Source organism: Bradyrhizobium cajani (assembly GCF_009759665.1).
Classification (GTDB): Bacteria; Pseudomonadota; Alphaproteobacteria; order Rhizobiales; family Xanthobacteraceae; genus Bradyrhizobium; species Bradyrhizobium cajani.
The window spans coordinates 22,754-41,206 of the sequence record NZ_WQNE01000004.1 but is presented as its reverse complement, the minus strand read 5'-3'; the positions used below and the strand labels follow the sequence as shown (position 1 = coordinate 41,206).

Here is an 18,453-nt window from a genome sequence, read left to right as displayed (position 1 = left end):
ACGCTCCAGAGGGAGTTCAATGGGCATATATCCAAAATGCGTTCCGTCGGATCGCAACGCTGATTGCGAGCCAACAAAGCTTGGATTGATTTGCGATCAATTATCCTGGCTAAGATGAATCTTCGCGATCTTTGCTGGGGCGCGTACTCATAACCCTTCGTCGATGTCCGGTTCGCGCCGACACCAACCGCCTTTGTGAAACCGCGGCAAATGTCGCGATGGGCCAGAAGCGTACATTCGTCGCGCTTGATTGGCGCTACTGAAGCCGAGATGCCTTGGTTCGGTGAACATAGCCGGCATTAGGACTTCGGCCGAGGCACGATACCGACTTAGAGCGTGAATGAATTGTCAGCACAACTGACATGCCTCTGCAAAAAAGACGCAAAGCGAATGTCGATGCATGGTGGGTCTCAAGAAATTGGTCTAATCTGCGCAATGCTCGGTGGAAATCTAAATTTTTGCCTGGAGCCTGCTCATGATCAAATCGCCATTTGCAATTGCCGCGGCGGCCGCAGCGGGACTTTCGCTCGCGCAACCAGCGTTAGGACAATCTGACGGCAGCCAGCTCGGCACTGTGCATTTCGAGACATCGTGCAAACCGGAAGCGCAAAAGCTATTCGACCAGGGGATGCTGTACCAGCACTCGTTCTGGTACCGCGCGTCGCAACACGTGTTTGGAGATGCACTGAAGGCCGATCCTGAGTGCGGTATCGCCTACTGGGGCATCGCGCTCAGCCTGTTATGGAATCCCCACGTTCCGACGCCGGCAAAGAACCTCGCCGAGGGCGCGGACGCGATCACAAAGGGGAAGAGCGTCGGCACCAAGACGCAACGCGAGCGCGACTACCTGAACGCGCTTGGCGCTATGTACGCCGACTATGAAAAGGTCGATCATCGTACGCGCATGCAGGCTTACACAAAGGCCATGGAGCAACTGGCACAGCGCTATCCCGATGACGACGAAGCGCAGATCTATTATGCGCTCGCCTTAAATACCTCGGCTTCGCCGGCCGACAAGACCTATGCCAGCCAACTCAAAGGCGCAGCAATCCTAGAGCCGATCGCAATACGCCAGCCACAACATCCCGGCGTGGCGCATTACCTCATCCACCTCTATGATTATCCGCCGATCGCTGAGAAAGGCCTTCAGGCTGCCCAACGCTATGCCAAGGTCGCGCCAGCGGCAGCGCATGCGCAGCATATGCCATCGCACATCTTCACGCGCGTTGGCTATTGGAAGGAGTCGATTGCGTCCAATGTCGAGTCGGCGCGTGTCGCGAAGGCTGACAAAGAAGGCCATGATCAGCTGCACGCCATGGATTATCTGGTCTACGCCTATCTACAACTCGGGCAGGACGAGAAAGCCGCGACCGTCATCGACGAGATGAAGGCAGTCACTGGGTTCACCGAGACTTTCATCGCCGGGCCATATGCGCTGGCGGCTTCGCCGGCACGCTACGCGGTGGAGCGCGGCGATTGGATGGCTGCAGCGGCGCTTCAAGTCCGTGCCAGCCCACTGGCTCACGTGCAGGCGGTCACCTATTTCGCGCGAGCTCTAGGCGCAGCCCGCTCGGGCAATCCCGAAGCCGCCAGGGCTGATATCGCCAAGCTCGCCGAGTTGCGCGACAAACTGCGAGATGCAAAGGATGCTTATTGGTCGGAGCAAGTAGACGTTCAGCGACAGGTCGCGACCGCCTGGATGCTCCATGCCGAGGGCAAGCGCGACGAAGCCCTGATATTGATGAGCGCAGCGGCCGACGCCGAGGACAGGACCGAGAAGCATCCGGTGACGCCAGGCGTAGCCAAACCCGCACGCGAGCTCTATGGTGTCATGCTGTTCGAAAGCGGTAACGCCAAGGACGCGTTCGTCGCGTTTGAAGCGGCGCTGAAAAAGGAGCCAAACCGGCTCGGCGCCTATGTAGGTGCGGCGAAGGCCGCCGAAAAGTCCGGTGAGTCCGCCAAAGCTCATGAGTACTACAGCAAGGTCGTCGCGATCGCTGATGCTGCGGATAGTACCCGGACCGAAGTGACCGACGCGCGCGCGTTTCTGACGAAGCGCTGAGGTGCATGCGGCCATGGCGCGGGAGCATGTCGTGAGAGCGTTCGTTCTGCCTGTCGTTCTGAGTGCTCTCGCGACGCCGGCTGTCGCCCAGTCGCTTCAGGTCATCGGATACTCGGGCTATCTCGGCGAGTGGGAGTTGACTGCCACCGTCACAGAAACGACTTCGGGACATACAAAGGAATACTCCGGACCATTGACGATGAAGCACGTTGGTGTGTGCACTCAGGATGGTCCAGAGGAGAAGAATGGTGAAATGCGTCTCCAGATATCAGCCTCGTCATCTCAATTGCACGCGACAATCTCGTTAGCCGGCGTCGAATGCACCTACGGCGGACGATTGTCAGACTCTTATATGGGCACGATCGACTGCCCCGGTCGACAAGCCGTTCCGCTCAAGCTGTGGGTGCGATAGCTGCCGAGATATCCCGCTCGGAGCGAAAGCGACGTCGCATACGGGCCATTTTCGACGGATTCATCAGGGATTGTCGGCAGGTTGATGTCCGCTTCTGCCCGTAAGCGCCGAACGGAGGCCGAACCAGAAGCGTTGCGCTTGACATCCCGGCCCGCCACAAGGCGTTTCGCGGCCGTCACGAGACGCTGGCCGGGATGCGGTGGCCGCAGCCGACTGCGCGATACGACACGGCGCTGACAGCGTCCCCGCTTGGTTCGACAGCGAGCGCACGCCAGCCGTCGGTGATGCGAGCGGGGATGTGCTCGAAAATATGGTTCACAAGACGTTACCCATCGGCCAGGCGCGGTCGACATCAAAGAAGAATTTAACGCTTGCGTCCTAACTTGCGCCGCCATGACTGAGCAGGTCGTCCACAGCGAGGTTCAACCGTTTTCGGCGCGCGCGGCGCTCCCCTGGCTGGTGGGCCTTGGCGTCTATGCAACGCTGCTGATCCTTGGACAGCGGCTGCTCAGTGATCCCGACAGCTATTCTCACATCGAGGTCGGGCGCTGGATCATCGCGCATGGCACCCTGCCGGCGAATGACCCTTTTTCCTTTTCGATGCACGGGGCGCCCTGGGTCCCCTTCGAATGGCTCTCGGAGGTCATCTACGCCGGAGCCTACGCGCTGTCCGGCTGGTCAGGCGTCGTCGTCGTCGCCGCGGCGGCGATAGCGCTCGCGTTTGGCCTGTTCACGTTCTTCCTGCTGCGCGAGCTCTCGCCAACCTATACGCTGCTCATGGTGATCGCGGCCGCCATCTTGTCGGCACCGCATATGCTGGCGCGGCCCCACGTCCTCGTGCTGCCGGTGATGGTGACCTGGGCAGCTGCCCTGGTCCGCCGCATGGATCGCGGTGGGCCACCGCCATACTGGGCCCTGCCGCTGCTGGTCCTGTGGGCCAATCTGCACGGCAGCGTGATACTGGCGCTTGGGCTGATTGGCCCCGCGGGGCTCGAGGCGCTGCTGCGCGAGAAGCCAAGCGAATGGCCGCGCGTGTTCCTGCGGTGGCTGCCATTCACGGCACTTGCGGTCGCAGCGTCCTGCCTGACGCCGCACGGGCCGGAATCGCTGCTGATGCCGCTGACGACACTCGGCCTCGGCTCTGCGCTCGCTTGGATCGCGGAATGGCGGCCGCAGGATTTCAGCCACATCGGTGTCTTCGAGTTGCTGCTGCTGGGTGGCATCTTTGCACTCTCGCGCGGTGTGACGCTGCCGGTCGTGCGGGCACTGGTGGTGATCGGCTTGCTTCATTTCGCGCTGGCGCAGGTTCGCAACGCGGATCTGCTGGCCATGCTGGCGCCGCTCTATCTGGCGGCTCCGCTGGGACGGGCGTTCGGCGGACCGGCCGGGGACGATGCGCGGGGTTCGTCGCGCGGCCTCAATCTGGCAGCGCTCGCAATGCTGGTCGCGATGAGCGGTGCGGCGCTGGCGCGTGACTTGCGACCGGCTGCGAACATCACACCTCAGGCTGCGATCGCTCATGCCGGCCTCGCCAAGACGGGGCCCGTGCTCAACGATTATGGCTTCGGTGGCTATCTGATCTTTGCCGGCATTCCCACCTTCATCGACGGTCGCGGCGAACTGTACGGGGGGCCGTTCATCAACCGCTACAATCGTGCCATCGCGCTGGCCGACCTCGGCGACTTTCTCAAATTGCTCGACGAATACAACATCGGCGCGACGCTGCTCGCGCCGACCACGCCGGCGATAGCGATGCTCGACCGGCTGCCCCAGTGGCAGCGCGTCTACAGCGACGATGTGGCGGTCGTGCACAAGCGGCGAGATACGCCGCCAAGATAGGTCAAGCGGTCCCGAAGACGACGTATTGGCCGCCGAGCGGCACGCCGCTCAGGGTATCTTCGAGACGCCGCGCCGGTTTGGTGTCCCAGGGGAGCAGCAGGAAATGGCGCGCGCCGATCTCGCGCAGGCCGCCGGCAGCCATCAACCTTCGGGTCGTGCCGGCACTGAGCAAGACGGCGTCCCGGTCGAACTCGCAGCGCGCAACGGCAAGGCGAGTCAGCGGGTTGTACGGATTGTGCTCGATCACGCAGACGAGCCCCCCGGGCCGCACCACGCGCCGCATTTCGGCGATGAATGGCGCCCATTCGGTCGGCACGACGTGGTGCATCACGCAGACGGTCGTGACCAGGTCGAAGCTGGCATCGTCGAAGGGAAAAGTGCGGCCGTCAAACTCGCGATAATCGACCCCACCATTGCTGGCGCGCGCCTGCGCCAGGCTGGCCGACGAAACGTCGATACCGCTCAGGCGGCCGACCATGCCGTGCAGCAGGGGATGAAGGCTGCCTACGCCGCAGCCGACGTCAAGCATCTCGGGCCTTTCCGTGTCCAGCCGCCGGGCGATCAGATCGCGCAGGAGATCGGCCTTCGCGCGCATGAAGAAATGATGCGGCAAGCCGGAGAAGTCGATCGAGGATTGGACCACGTCACGATAGTTGTCGTGATAGCCGTCGAAGAGCTCGGTCATGCGCTGCGTCACTCGTTGACGGCGTGGATCGCGGGCGCGGTCATCGCCTCGTTGCGATCAAAGCCAATCTGGGTCTGCACCACATAGAGCGGGCGGCGTTTCACCTCGGCGTGGATGCGGCCGACATAGAGTCCCACGATGCCCGTCATCACCATGTTGAATCCGCACAGCAGGGACACGACAAGGATCGTCGAGGACCAACCGGTCACGAGATGAGGGTCGTTGCTGAGCCACATCAGGATCACCCAGCCGCCGTAGAGCAGCGCGAGCCCTGAGACGGTCAATCCGCACCAAACTGCAAGCCGCAAGGGCAGATCCGAGAAGCCAAGCGCGGCGTTCATCGCGAGCCGCACCATCTTGAATAGCGGGTATTTGGTTTCGCCCGCAGCGCGCTCGAGGCGGTGGAAGGCGACCTCGGTCTGCCGGAAGCCGAGCCAGGCGATCATGCCGCGCACGAAGCGGTCCTGCTCCGGCATCTGCCGAAGCGCGTCGAGCACCTTGCGATCGATCAGACGGAAGTCGCCGACATCGGCGGGGATGCCGACCGAGGACATCCTGCCGAGAATCCGGTAGAAGAGATGCGCGGTCGCGCGCTTGAACCGGCTTTCGCCGTCGCGCGACAGGCGACGGGCGTGGACGACGTCGTTGCCTTCCTGCCATTTCGCGATCAATTGCTCGATCACTTCGGGCGGATCCTGCAGATCCGCGTCCATGACGATGATCGCTTCGCCTTGCGCGGCGTCCATGCCGGCGGTGATGGCGACCTGATGGCCGAAATTTCGCGACAAGCCGATATAGCGAAAGCGCGGGTCGCGCGTGGCAAGCGCCCGTAGCACGATGGAGCTGGAATCGCTGCTGCCGTCGTCGACGAAGATCGCTTCGGCCGGCCCGTCGAGCCGGGACAATACCAGCTCGAGCCGGCGCAACAAGATCGGCAGCACGGCTTCCTCGTTGAACACGGGGATGACGAGGCTGTAGCGGATCGATCGGAAATTGGCCGCCATGCGAGAGATTTCAACTCCTTGGAGGAGCGGAAGTCTAAGTCGATGCTGGTTAAGGTGGCCTTGCCACAACTGCTAAGGATCGAGGGCTCAGGAGCAATGCGGCGGGTTCAGAAGGGGCGATCGGGAGGCCGAGCGGGATGGTGATGCCCGGTTAACCATGCCGTGCAGCCACAGCTTCGGTCTAGGACCTGCGGCGGACCTTGTAGAGAACAAAGCGCTCCGAGGTGTCCAACATCTCCAGCAGGTCCGGCAGCGGGTTTGGAGCTGGCGGTCCAAGCACATAGAGATAGTCGTAATCCTGGTACCAGGTGCGGATAAAGGGCGGAACGTCCGCCGGCGGCCGGCCCGCCGCAATCGCGGCAAGCAGGTCCGACGGCACGGGCCCTCCGTAGGGAATGGCGAGACGGCGCACGGCCTCGCGTGCCCGCACCGGTTGCTTGCCCGCTTCCGTGAAGAGATTGGGCACGAACGCGCCCGCATAGTGCACGGCCAGCGTCGGCGCATAATACATGGGATACGTGGTGAGATCGGCGAAGGGCGGGTCTCCATTGTCGCCCGTGCCGCCGACGAGGACGCGTGAGCCGCGATCGATCTTGTGGAAGGACTCGATGATGGCCGCATAGTCGGCGCGGTAAGGCAGCCACACAGCGAGGACGACGACGAGATTGAGCAGTATGACGCCACTGATCGCGGCGAGCGCAGCCATTCTCCACGTCCGGCTCGGCAGCGACAGCGAGCAGAAGGCCGGCAGGATCAGAGCCGCAGCAGGAATCACGCGCAGATCGACGAACGCGGTTCCGAACAGCTTCGAGGGAATGACCACGTACAGCAGCGCAAAGCCGACCGCGAGCCAGATCCCGGCTGGCTCGAGCTTGAGGAAGCCGCGTCTTGCAGCGAAAAGCAGCGCGATCATCAGCGCCAGTCCGGTCATCGCCGCGACCGTCAGATTGTAGCCGTTCATGATGCGGAGCGGCCAGATCGGCTTGAATGCGAGAAACCAGCTCGTGCCTTCGCTTCCGATCGAGCCCGCGGTCATGTGCATGACGGCGAACAGAGCGAGCGCCGGCATGGCCAGCGCGCCCAGCCGCGCAGCCGCGACCCGGCAGGTTACTCGCCGGTGGCGGATGCGCCAGAGTTCGTAAAGGCCAAGCGTCGCGCCGTAGATGCCGAGCGAAAAGAAATGCGCCGCATACAGCGCGGCGACGAAGGCGGTATTGACGACGAAACGCAATGGCCACGGACCCTCGGCCAGCATCAGATAGACGGCGATGCCCCACAGCGCGAGGCCCAGTCCGAACTCGAAATTCACAAAACCCCAGCTGAACGGCAAACAATAAAGGAAGGCGAGCGCCGCAAAGCCGGCGAGATGGACCCGTCCCTTCCGGACCCGTTCGAGCAGAAGCGCGCCCCCGACGATCAACAGTTGGCTGAGGAGCAGAAACAGCCGCGTGGCGTTCTCGACGCTCATCAGCCGCGCCATCTGCGGGACCAGCAAGTCCATTGCAAGGTTGGGATAGAATGCCCAGGCCACCTCGTAATGCGGATTGGCGTTGGGGGTGCCGTTCTGGCTCAGAATATACATGCGGGCGAGGTGATTGGGATAATCGACCATCGCGGGAATGGGGGTCAGCAGCATCGGAAGAAACGAGACGGCCGCCAGCACTGCAAGAACGGCGATCGCCACGGATCGCTCCGAGTCAAAACGAGCCCGGATCGTCAGTGTCGGTCGGTCGGAAGGAACCATGTTGATCGGGCCGCTGGGAGTTTGAGCTCGCGCCCGGCAATGGCGCAATTGCTCGACACAGCGTCATAAGGCGAACATGTTAAAAACAAGCGCGCAGCCGCGAGCACAGCGAAGTGGTCCGGATTTTCTCCGCGGAAGGCTGCTTCGCGGAGCCTGTAACCGGTCCGCGCCGCGCGCGGACTCGCCCTGACGAGATTGGGAGCGTCGGCCGTGCCGATTACTTCATCGCCGAGCTGATCGAGTTGAACTTGTTGTTCAGAAGTGCGCTGCCCGTGTTGTTCACGACGGTGATGATCGCGAGCGCGACGCCGGTGGCGATCAGGCAATATTCGATGGCGGTGGCACCATTTTCGTCGGCAAGAAATGACCTGAGCAAAGTCATCGTCAACTCCTGTTCATCCGTCCAACGTAGGCTGGTGCCGTTTTCGGAATGGTAAATTGATTCACTAACTCTTGGGGGCGCGTCAAAACGCAGGTCGGATGGTCCCCGCCTGCCGGTCGCATATTGTCATCGACTGACTTAAGGTTTCGTCACTCAATTCCAGCGAATTTGGCGATGTCGTGGCCTCGTCCCGGGACAAGATCGGGCGTCGCCGGCCTTGCCGGGGCGCTTCAGCATCGCTGCAAGGCGCCCGATCAGGTAACTCACCACGCGGGGCTGCGCCCGCGCGGAGCTGCCTGCGAGACGATCTTCCTCGGCCGTGTCGGTCACGATGCCGATGTAGTTCTTTTTGGCGTTCTGCCGCTGCACGAGACCGCAAACCCCGTTCGATCGAAGGGCGACGATGCACGGGCAGCGGGAATCGACGGTTAATTTTGTCTTCCGTAGGATTACGTATCGCCAGTGACCGCAGGCGGGCGCTGCAAGCGATGGCGCAGCTTAACGGATTGTTGAGCCAGTTCTTGTGCGGGGCAGCGGCGGACCGAGGCCAGATCCGCTGCGATGTCTGGCTTCACTTGCGTCGGCCGTCCGCATTCAGCGCCCGCAACATCGCGATGCGGGCGAACATCACCCAGCCGCCGCCGGTCTCGGCCGCGTTGATCAGGGTCTCGATCGCCGTCTGCCAATGCACGTCGTGCTGGGCGTCCTCCGGCAGCTGCATGATGTAGTCGGCCGCCTGTTGAAGCGTGAGCAGCTCGCGCTTGTCGCCCACGCGAACGGGATCGTCGAACGCCGTCGACCAGGGCATGTCAGGCCGGCCGATCGGCGAGGGGAGACATCACGGCGCGATTGCAGGTGCGAAGCTTCTACCCGGCCTTCTTCGCCCGCGCCGGCGCGCGCACTGGCTTGTCGGCCTTCTTCGCAGCTTCCTTGTTCGAGGCTTCCTTGGGCGCAGTCTTTGCCGCTGCCTCCTTGCCGCCCTTGCCGGCGATCGGCAGCAGCATCTCGCGTTGCCCCTCGACGCGCTTCTTCGGCTTCTTGCCCTTGACGGTCTCCTTGGCGACCTTCGCCACGGGCGCCACGTCCTTCTCGCTCGCGAGGCTCTTCTTCAGCGCGTCCATCAGGTTGATGACGTTGCCGCCGGTCTTCGGCGCCGTCTTGGCCGTGATCGGCATGCCGCTGCGCTTCTTGTTGATGAGATCGATCAGCGCGGTCTCGTAATGGTCCTCGAACAGCTCGGGGTCGAACGCGCCGGACTTCTTCTCGACGATGTGCTTGGCGAGGTCGAGCATGTCCTTGGTGAGCTTCACGTCCTGGATGTCGTCGAAATATTCGGTCTCGCTGCGGACCTCGTAGGGGTAGCGCAGCAGCGTGCCCATCAGGCCGCTCTCGAGCGGCTCCAGTGCGATGATGTGCTCGCGGTTGGTCAGCACCACGCGGCCGATCGCGACCTTGTCCATGCTGCGGATGGTCTCGCGGATCACCGCATAGGCGTCGTGACCGACCTTGCCGTCCGGCACGAGGTAGTAGGGGCGGATCAGGTAGCGGTTGTCGATGTCGGCCTTCGGCACGAACTCGTCGATCTCGATCGTGTGCGTCGAGTCCAGCGCGATGTCGTCGAGCTCGTCCTTGGTGACCTCGATATAGGTGTCGGTGTCGACCTTGTAGCCCTTGACGATGTCCTCGGAGGTGACCTCGTCACCGGTCTCGGCGTCGACCTTGAGGTACTTGATCCGGTGGCCCGTCTTGCGGTTGATCTGGTTGAAGGAAACCTTCTCGGTATCCGAAGTGGCCGGATAGAGCGCGACCGGGCAGGTCACGAGCGACAGACGCAGAAAACCCTTCCAATTGGCGCGGGGGGCCATGGGCTACTCCAAACGCAACAGGGGACGAACCCCAAGGATAACATCGGCCCGGAGCGAATCATAGCAACCGCCGGCGCGGAATCTTGCAACGGCGTTAACCGCCGCTCCGCGCGCGATCGGGCAGGCCGCCGGTCCGGAACATCGCCCGCGATCGGGCGTTGCCCCGACAACTCATGGCCGCGAGCCCGGCACTCATGGCCGCGAGGAGGTCGCGGCAATCCGACGCGACAGCCACAGATTGAGGTCACCCATGGCAACCACGCGAGAGCAAAACCGGATCGTGGAAACTCCGACAGAGGCGCGCCAGGGCGAGCCGGGACCTTCGGTGGCAGCGCTGCTCGCCATCTCGACCGGCCTCGCCATCCTGATCCTCGCCGTCGTCTGGTTCGTATTCTTCCGGACCTGACCGCCGGGGATCCCGACGCCCCTCGGGCCTTCCTATTCGCCGCGCAACGCGGCACATTGCGCCCGCCAGTCCGCCGGCTCGCCCGCTGGCCTGGCGGGCGCAGTCGCGTCGGCAGCCGATAGGTCGTATATGACCAAAAAGTAACGTCGGGGTTCCCCGCGTTCATATTCAGTTCACGCCGGACTTGATCATCTCTGGCGGTAGTCATGCAGCCTGTTCCTGCAGCCGATCCTGGAGAGAAGCGTGCGCCTGCTCGTTGTTGAGGACGACCCCGATCTCAATCGCCAGCTCACCAAGGCTCTGACCGACGCCGGCTACGTCGTCGACCGCGCCTTCGATGGAGAGGAGGGGCATTATCTCGGCGACAACGAGCCCTATGACGCCGTCGTGCTCGACATCGGCCTGCCGAAGAAGGACGGCATCTCGGTGCTGGAGGCCTGGCGCCGCAACGGCCGCACCATGCCGGTCCTGATCCTCACCGCGCGCGACCGCTGGAGCGACAAGGTGCAGGGCTTCGATGCCGGCGCCGACGACTATGTCGCAAAGCCGTTCCATCTGGAGGAGGTGCTGGCGCGCATCCGCGCGCTGCTGCGCCGCTCGACCGGCCACGCCCAGAGCGAGCTCAGCTGCGGTCCCGTCACGCTCGACACCAGGACCGGCCGGGTCAGCGTGTCGGGCAATCCCGTCAAGATGACCTCGCACGAGTATCGGCTTCTGGCCTACCTGATGCACCATTCGGGGCGCGTCGTCTCCCGTACCGAGCTCGTCGAGCATCTCTACGACCAGGACTTCGACCGCGACTCCAACACCATCGAGGTCTTCGTCGGCCGCATCCGCAAGAAGCTCGACGTCGACATCATCCAGACCGTCCGTGGCCTCGGCTATCTCCTGACCCCGCCGCCCGCAGGGACTTGACGGGCCGGCCGGACAGGGGCCTTGGTCGGGACATGAGCTCCGACGCCTTGACCTCCTGCACCTGCCGGGATCATTCCGATGCCCGCTAGCTCGCTTGCGAACCGCCTGTTCCTGTCGGCGACCGCCTGGCTGGTGGTGATCCTGGCCATCACCGGCGTCGTGCTGTCGTCGGTCTACAAGAACGCCTCCGAGCGTGCCTTCGACCGCCGGCTCAACCTTTATCTGCGCACCTTGATCGCCGAGGTCGCAACCCCCGACGAGCCGCCGGACCGCCAGTTCCAGTCGCTCGGCGAGCCCCTGTTCGAGCTGCCGCTGTCCGGCTGGTACTGGCAGATCACGCGCACCGACACCGAAAAGCCGGAGGTGCGCTCCTCGCGCTCGCTCTGGGACAAGAAGCTGCCGAAACTGGAGGAGCAGGGCGCCGAGCTCACCGCCGCCGGAATTCGCCTCGGCTATGTCGACGGTCCCGAAGGGCAGAACCTGCGCATGGTCGAGCGTCCCGTCGATCTCGGTGCTGACGGCAAATATCTCGTCAGCGTCGCCGGCGACGACACCGAGATCTTCGACGAGACGCGCAGTTTCGACTACTACCTCGGCGGCACCTTCACCGCGCTCGGCATCGTGCTGCTGCTGACCACGGTGTTCCAGGTCCGCTTCGGTCTCGCACCGCTCAAGCGCATTTCTGAATCCATCGCCGATATCCGTTCGGGGCGGGCGGAGCGGCTCGAGGGCGAATTCCCGGTCGAGATCGCGCCGCTGGCGCGCGAGACCAACGCGCTGATCGACGCCAACCGCGAGATCGTCGAGCGGGCCCGCACCCATGTCGGCAATCTCGCGCACGCGATCAAGACGCCGCTGTCGGTCATCGTCAACGAGGCCGGCGCCCATGCCGCCGATCCGTTCGCCGAGAAGGTGATGGAGCAGGCCGACGTGATGCGCGACCAGGTCGCTCATCATCTGGAGCGTGCCCGCATCGCGGCGCGGGTCTCGGTCGTTGCGACCGTGACCGAGGTTGCGCCCGCCATCGAGGCGTTGCGGCGGACCATGGAGAAGATCCATCGCGACCGCGGCATCGTGGTCGAGGCCAAGGCGAATCAGTCGGCAAAGTTCCGGGGCGAGCGTCAGGATCTGGAGGAAATGGTCGGCAATCTCGTTGACAATGCCTGCAAATGGGCGGCCTCGCGGGTCTTCATCGAGGTTTTGGTCGAGGCGCCGCCCAAGGCGGGCTCCGGCCCGCGTCTGCGGATCATCGTCGACGATGACGGACGCGGCCTGTCCGAGGCCGAGCGTGCCCAGGTCTCGCGACGGGGTCAGCGGCTCGACGAGTCCAAGCCCGGCTCGGGACTGGGGCTGTCGATCGTGACCGACCTCGCCGCGCTCTATGGCGGCAGCCTTTCGCTCGGTAGCGCGCCGATCGGCGGCCTGCGCGCCGAACTGGTGCTCCCCGCAATATAATCCCTTGTTTCCACGGGATTTTTTGCCTCGGATCGGGCCGATCCGCCCGGAAACGGCAGTATTCGATCCAACTTCCTCAACCGCTTCTTAAGGCGCATCCACCTATGATCGCGCTCGGACGCATCCCACGTCCGCCACTTCACCGTGCATTACCCGGGCGCATGAGCCAGACATCGATCGAGCGGCTGAGGGAATATCTCGCGCAGCTCCCGCCGCAGTCGCAGGCACTGCTGATGCGGGAGTTCGAGCGCGCGCTCGAGCGCGGCCAGGACACGGCGGTGGCGCCCCTCGTGCTCGAGCAGTTGCGCAAGATCGTCCGCAAGACCGAAGCTGACGAAGCCCCGCCGCCGCGCACGGACGATCTGTCGCGGTTGCTGTTTCAGGTCCTGGAACCGTTCCTGGTCGAGGCCGGCGCCCCGATCCGGGTCGGCCAGATCCGCCGCTCCTCGCTGCATCCGATCTGGCAATGGCTCGGCCGCGATGGTGCCCCGGACAAGGTCAATGAATTCGAGGCGGCGCTGGCGCGCATGCCGGCGGCCGAAAATGCCGGGCAGGTCGAAGCTCTGGCGCAGAAGCTCCAGGCGGTGGCCGCGGACGCGATCTTCCAGCTGACGGGCCCCGGCGGCGGCGACAGATCGCGCGCGCTGGCCCGCGTCGGCCCGCCGAATGTGATCGAGGACCTCTATTCGGTCGGGGCAGTGCTCCAGGTCCGGGAAGCCATCGCCACCCTGAACGAGAAGCTGCCGCGCTTCCTGCGCGCCTTCGGGGAATCCCAGATCGCTTCGGTCTCGGCCGCGCTCAACATTCCCGTGCTCCAGACGCCGCAGATGCTGCCCTTCGCGCTGTCGATGGTCGCGCAACGGATGACCGCGCCGTGGCAGATCATCCGCCTCGCCATCAAGATTGCCGCGTCCGACGACGAGATCCGCGTCGCAGCAACGCCGTATGGCGTCGCCGTCACGATCGCCCTGCACGATCTGTCCTGCGTAGCCGCGATCCTGCGCATGGATATCAAGCGCGGCCATTTCGACAATGTGGCCGATAATCTCAAGGCGTTGCACGACGGCGTCCGCGGCCTGCGCACCGAGCTCGATCTGCGCAACGATTCCGCCTGGGGCAAGCAGTTGACCTCGATCCGGGCCGATATCTCCAATGCGCTGCAATCCGAGATCGACAGCGTGCCCGGCCGCGTTCGCCGCATCCTGCGCCAGCGTGCCGAGAAGGACATTCCGCCGGGGGCGCGGATCGACAGCACCGAGGTGGAGGAATCCGCGGCGCTGATCGACTTCGTCGCGACCTGCCGCAACTACGCCAGCGAGCTTGCGATCAACGAGGTGACGCTGCGCACCTATTCCGACCTCCAGCAATATGTGGAGCGCTCGACCGAATCGCTGGTGCAATCGCTGCGCGCCGCCGATCACAAGGTCCGCACCTACCGGCAGCAGCAGGTGCAGGCCGCGATCCGCTTCTGCCAGGTGCTGTTCGGCGACGATTACGCCTCGCTGATGAGCCGCGCCGCGGAGAATGCGCTCACCGGCGAGCGCAAATCGTCGCGCGCAAGCTGATCCAGGCGCATATTTTCGCAGTCACAATTTGTGGTTGACGGTGCCGATGACGAGCCGTACGGTCTTCGTGTAAGTCCGGGGAATTTCTATTTGTGGGCGCATGAAACCCGTTATCAGCTCCATCGAGATCGAGAACCGCGTCGTCGTTGTCAAATATCAAAGGCTGATGGTCGGCGCGAAGGTGGTGCTGGTCGAGAAGGCAAGCGGTCGGCAACTGTCCGAGACAGTCACGAGGGTTGCATCTCCGGTTCCGGTCGGGGCGCTGCGCATCCGATTGCCTGATGCGATCAAGCCGGGAACATACTTCCTGAGGGCCTTCAACGGGCACGGCGAGGACGCCGCTCGGAGCACGGATTTCGAGATCGGCTAAGCCGTTGGATTTCAACCGTTTCGGGGCTGCGCGCGGTCACGCCAGATTGACAATTGTCAATTGCCGCATCGTCCGGCCGTGGTGTAAAGCCACCTATGGGCGCGATTTGCGCGCTGCCGGAAGCTTGCCAGATGACACTATGGTTCGTGTTCGCGCTGATGACGGTCGCGGCGATTTTCGCCGTGCTTCTGCCGCTTGGCCGCAGCGGACGCGTGCAGGATCAGGGCAGCGAGGTCGCGGTCTACAAGGACCAGCTCGCCGAGATCGAGCGTGATCTCGGTGCCGGACTGATCGCCGCACCGGAAGCCGAGGCTGCGCGCGTCGAGATCGGCCGCAGGCTGCTCGCGGCCGCCGGCAGCAAGCCCGCCGTGGAGCCGAAGTCCAGCCTCAAATGGCGCCGCGCCGCGGCCGTGCTGGCCCTTGTCGGCCTGCCGCTGGTTGCCATCGGCGTCTACATGCCGCTCGGCTCGCCGAGGCTTCAGGCCTTCCCGCTGGCGCAGCGGGAGCGCGGCTCCGGGTCCGGCATGGCGCAATCGCTCGAGAACCTCGTCGCGCAGGTCGAGCAGCATCTGGAAAAGAATCCGACCGACGGACGCGGCTGGAACGTGCTCGCGCCGGTGCTGGAGCGGCTCGGCCGCTTCGACGACGCCGCGCGCGCCTTCCGGAACTCGCTCACCTACAATGGCGAGAGCGCGGAGCGCCGGTCGGATCTCGGCGAGGCGCTTTCGGCCGCCGCCGGCGGCGTGGTGACGGCCGAGGCCAAGGCCGAGTTCGAACGCGCGCATGCCCTGAGCGCCGACGATCCCAAGGCGAACTACTTCCTCGGTCTTGCCGCCGAGCAGGACGGGCGCAAGGACGACGCGGTCTCGATCTGGCGCGCATTGCTTGCGAAGGCGCCCGCCGATGCGCCGTGGCGGCCGCTGGTGCAGTCCTCGCTGGCGCGGGTCGGCGGCGGCGCGATGCCGGCGCTGTCGGATGAGACGGTCGCAGCGTCCAAGGACATGGCCGAGGGCGATCGCAACGCGATGGTTCGCGGCATGGTCGAACGTCTGGCGACGCGCCTCAAGCAGAACGGCGACGACGTCGAGGGTTGGCTGCGCCTGGTGCGCGCCTATCTCGTGATGGGCGATCGCGACAAGGCGGTGGGCGCATCGAGCGATGCCCGCCAGGCCGTCGCCAACGACGCCGACCGGCTGCGCCAGCTCAACGAAGGCCTCAAGACTCTCGGACTCGACGGATGAAGCTCTTGCGACGAGACGAGCGGAGAACGGATACACCATGACGCGCAAGCAGCGACGTATGACCATCATTGGCGGCTCGCTCGCCGTGCTCGCGCTCGCGGCCGGACTGGTGCTCAACGCACTGCGCGACTCCATCGTGTTCTTCTCGACCCCGACCATGGTCGCGGAGAAGCATGTCGCGCCCGGCAAGCGGTTTCGCCTCGGCGGGCTGGTGCAGCCCGGCTCGCTCCAGCGCGGCGACAATCTCGCGGTGACCTTCGAAGTCGCCGACGGCAACGCCAAGCTCCCGGTCGCCTATAAGGGAATCCTGCCCGACCTGTTCCGTGAAGGGCAGGGCGTCGTCGCCGAGGGCGCGCTCGATGCCAACGGCGTGTTCAAGGCCGACACCGTGCTCGCCAAGCACGACGAGACCTACATGCCGAAGGACGTTGCCGATGCCCTGAAGAAGCAGGGGCACTGGAAGGACGATTACGAGGCAAAGCCTGCGGCCACGACCGCGCAGGGCAATCCGCAGGGAGCGGTGCGGTGATCGCAGAATCCGGACATTACGCGCTGGTGCTGGCGCTTGCGCTCGCACTGATCCAGTCCGTCGTGCCCTTGATCGGTGCACGCCTGCGCGATGCCGCGCTGATGAACGTGGCGCGCTCCACCGCGCTGGCGCAGTTGCTGTTCGTTGGTGCGTCGTTCGTTGCGCTCGTGATGCTGCATGTGAACTCGGATTTCTCCGTGGCCAACGTCTACGAGAACTCCCACTCCATGAAGCCGCTGCTCTACAAGATCACCGGCGTGTGGGGAAACCATGAAGGCTCGATGCTGCTGTGGGTATCGATTCTGGCGCTGTTCGGCGGGCTGGTTGCCGCGTTCGGCAACAATCTGCCGATGTCGCTGCGCGCGCACGTGCTCGCCGTCCAGGCCTGGATCGCGAGCGCCTTCTATCTCTTCATCCTGGTGACATCGAATCCGTTCCTGCGCATCGCGAGCCCGCCGATCGAGGGACGCGATCTCAATCCGGTGCTCCAGGACATCGGCCTCGCCGTGCATCCGCCGATGCTCTATCTCGGCTATGTCGGCTTCTCGATCTCGTTCTCGTTCGCCATCGCCGCGCTGATGGAGGGACGGATCGACGCGGCCTGGGCGCGCTGGGTGCGGCCGTGGACGCTCATGGCCTGGATCTTCCTGACGCTCGGCATAGCCATGGGGTCCTACTGGGCCTATTACGAGCTCGGCTGGGGCGGCTGGTGGTTCTGGGATCCGGTCGAGAACGCCTCGCTGATGCCGTGGCTGGCCGGCACCGCGCTGTTGCACTCCGCGCTGGTGATGGAAAAGCGCAACGCGCTGAAGGTCTGGACCATCCTTCTGTCGATCCTGACCTTCTCGCTGTCGCTGCTCGGCACCTTCCTGGTCCGTTCGGGTGTCATCACCTCGGTGCACGCCTTCGCCACCGATCCGACCCGCGGCGTGTTCATCCTGCTGATCCTGTGCCTGTTCATCGGCGGCAGCCTGTCGCTGTTCGCAGGGCGCGCGACCTCGTTGAAGCAGGGCGGCCTGTTCGCGCCGATCTCGCGCGAGGGCGCGCTGGTGCTGAACAATCTCTTGCTCACGGTAGCCTGCGCCGTCGTGCTGTTCGGCACGCTCTATCCGCTGGCGATGGAGATGCTAGCCGACTTCAAGATGTCGGTCGGTGCTCCCTTCTACAACCTCACCTTCGCCCCGCTGTTTGCCCTCTTGCTGCTCGCTGTGCCGTTCGGGCCGATGCTGGCGTGGAAGCGCGGTGATCTGCTCGGCGTCACCCAGCGCCTGCTCGCGGCGGGCGTTGCCGGGCTCGTCGCCGTCGCCATCGCCTGGGGGTGGGCGACTGGCGGCAGCACGCTGGCGCCGCTCGCGATCGGGCTTGGCGTCTTCGTCATCGGCGGTGCCGTCACCGACATCGTCGAGCGAACCGGGCTCGTGCGGCTGCCGTTCGCAACGGTGCTGCACCGGGCCCGCGGGCTGCCGCGCTCGGCCTGGGGCACGGCGTTTGCGCACGCGGGCCTCGGCGTCGCACTGATCGGGATCGTCTGCGAGACCACTTGGAACAGCGAATATATCGCGACGATGAAGCAGAGCGAGGTCGCCCATATCGCCGGCTACGACGTGAAGCTCGACGGGCTGTTTCAGCGTCAGGGCCCGAACTACCGCGAGATGATCGCCGAGTTCAACGTCAGCCGCGACGGCGAGACGCTCAGCGTCATGACGCCGTCCAAGCGCAGCTTCACCACCCGCGGCTCTTCGACGACCGAGGCCGCGCTGCTGACGCGCGGCGCAAGCCAGCTCTACATCTCGCTCGGCGACGCCACCGCCGAAGGCGCGATCGCGGTGCGCATCTATCACAAGCCGTTGGTGCTCCTGATCTGGTGGGGACCGGTGCTGATGGCGTTCGGCGGCGTGTTGTCGCTGTCGGACCGGCGCCTGCGGGTCGGCGCCCCGAAGCCGGCGCGCGCCAAGCCGCGCCTCCAGCCGGCGGAGTGA

17 protein-coding genes are annotated in these 18,453 nt (G+C 64.4%); 10 read left to right on the top strand and 7 right to left on the bottom strand.

Annotated features, from left to right (window positions below; genetic code table 11):
* Window positions 1–475 precede the first annotated feature (475 nt).
* The gene (locus GPL20_RS07155) at window positions 476–2,062 is read left to right on the top strand and encodes a hypothetical protein (RefSeq protein WP_157328908.1); all 1,587 of its coding nucleotides are present in this window, start codon (window positions 476–478) and stop codon (window positions 2,060–2,062) included.
* Window positions 2,063–2,867: 805 nt separating this feature from the next.
* On the top strand, window positions 2,868–4,313 hold the full coding sequence (locus GPL20_RS07150; RefSeq protein WP_157328907.1) for a hypothetical protein: 1,446 nt from the start codon (window positions 2,868–2,870) through the stop codon (window positions 4,311–4,313).
* Window position 4,314: 1 nt separating this feature from the next.
* Here the strand turns inward: GPL20_RS07150 and GPL20_RS07145 are convergent, their stop codons facing one another.
* The 7 genes from GPL20_RS07145 to ku all read right to left on the bottom strand — a co-directional run bounded on the left by GPL20_RS07145 (window position 4,315) and on the right by ku (window position 9,993).
* On the bottom strand, window positions 4,315–4,998 hold the full coding sequence (locus GPL20_RS07145; RefSeq protein ID WP_157328906.1) for a class I SAM-dependent methyltransferase: 684 nt from the start codon (window positions 4,996–4,998) through the stop codon (window positions 4,315–4,317).
* Between the two features lie 8 nt (window positions 4,999–5,006).
* The gene (locus GPL20_RS07140) at window positions 5,007–6,002 is read right to left on the bottom strand and encodes a glycosyltransferase family 2 protein (protein ID WP_157328905.1); all 996 of its coding nucleotides are present in this window, start codon (window positions 6,000–6,002) and stop codon (window positions 5,007–5,009) included.
* A gap of 181 nt (window positions 6,003–6,183) precedes the next feature.
* Window positions 6,184–7,746 carry a hypothetical protein gene (locus tag GPL20_RS07135; protein WP_157328904.1) on the bottom strand — a complete coding sequence of 521 codons (1,563 nt, stop codon included), beginning with the start codon at window positions 7,744–7,746 and terminating at the stop codon, window positions 6,184–6,186.
* Window positions 7,747–7,963: 217 nt separating this feature from the next.
* Entirely contained in the window at window positions 7,964–8,128 is a 165-nt protein-coding gene (locus GPL20_RS07130; RefSeq protein ID WP_157328903.1) for a Flp family type IVb pilin, read from the bottom strand.
* A 153-nt stretch (window positions 8,129–8,281) separates the two neighbouring features.
* The gene (locus GPL20_RS07125) at window positions 8,282–8,497 is read right to left on the bottom strand and encodes a hypothetical protein (RefSeq protein WP_246250145.1); all 216 of its coding nucleotides are present in this window, start codon (window positions 8,495–8,497) and stop codon (window positions 8,282–8,284) included.
* 202 nt (window positions 8,498–8,699) lie between these two features.
* Window positions 8,700–8,936 (bottom strand): hypothetical protein, encoded by a 237-nt coding sequence (locus GPL20_RS07120; RefSeq protein ID WP_157328902.1) that lies wholly within the window; start codon window positions 8,934–8,936, stop codon window positions 8,700–8,702.
* 58 nt (window positions 8,937–8,994) lie between these two features.
* Complete coding sequence (gene ku, locus GPL20_RS07115) at window positions 8,995–9,993, bottom strand: non-homologous end joining protein Ku (protein ID WP_157328901.1); 999 nt, start codon at window positions 9,991–9,993, stop codon at window positions 8,995–8,997.
* Between the two features lie 250 nt (window positions 9,994–10,243).
* Between ku and GPL20_RS38730 the strand changes: the two genes are divergently transcribed.
* From GPL20_RS38730 to GPL20_RS07080, 8 genes are all read left to right on the top strand, one after another.
* Complete coding sequence (locus GPL20_RS38730; protein ID WP_162832009.1) at window positions 10,244–10,399, top strand: hypothetical protein; 156 nt, start codon at window positions 10,244–10,246, stop codon at window positions 10,397–10,399.
* A gap of 243 nt (window positions 10,400–10,642) precedes the next feature.
* Entirely contained in the window at window positions 10,643–11,314 is a 672-nt protein-coding gene (locus GPL20_RS07110) for a response regulator transcription factor (RefSeq protein ID WP_212429787.1), read from the top strand.
* Between the two features lie 78 nt (window positions 11,315–11,392).
* Complete coding sequence (locus GPL20_RS07105) at window positions 11,393–12,769, top strand: sensor histidine kinase (protein ID WP_157328900.1); 1,377 nt, start codon at window positions 11,393–11,395, stop codon at window positions 12,767–12,769.
* A gap of 161 nt (window positions 12,770–12,930) precedes the next feature.
* Window positions 12,931–14,334 carry a hypothetical protein gene (locus GPL20_RS07100; protein ID WP_167532931.1) on the top strand — a complete coding sequence of 468 codons (1,404 nt, stop codon included), beginning with the start codon at window positions 12,931–12,933 and terminating at the stop codon, window positions 14,332–14,334.
* A 100-nt stretch (window positions 14,335–14,434) separates the two neighbouring features.
* The gene (locus GPL20_RS07095; RefSeq protein ID WP_157328898.1) at window positions 14,435–14,704 is read left to right on the top strand and encodes a hypothetical protein; all 270 of its coding nucleotides are present in this window, start codon (window positions 14,435–14,437) and stop codon (window positions 14,702–14,704) included.
* Window positions 14,705–14,835: 131 nt separating this feature from the next.
* Window positions 14,836–15,945, top strand: coding sequence for a c-type cytochrome biogenesis protein CcmI (gene ccmI, locus GPL20_RS07090; RefSeq protein ID WP_157328897.1), 1,110 nt, complete (start codon window positions 14,836–14,838; stop codon window positions 15,943–15,945).
* A gap of 37 nt (window positions 15,946–15,982) precedes the next feature.
* Window positions 15,983–16,474 (top strand): cytochrome c maturation protein CcmE, encoded by a 492-nt coding sequence (gene ccmE / locus GPL20_RS07085; RefSeq protein ID WP_157328896.1) that lies wholly within the window; start codon window positions 15,983–15,985, stop codon window positions 16,472–16,474.
* Window positions 16,471–18,453 carry a heme lyase CcmF/NrfE family subunit gene (locus GPL20_RS07080; RefSeq protein ID WP_254125516.1) on the top strand — a complete coding sequence of 661 codons (1,983 nt, stop codon included), beginning with the start codon at window positions 16,471–16,473 and terminating at the stop codon, window positions 18,451–18,453. Before ccmE ends, GPL20_RS07080 begins: the two co-directional genes overlap by 4 nt.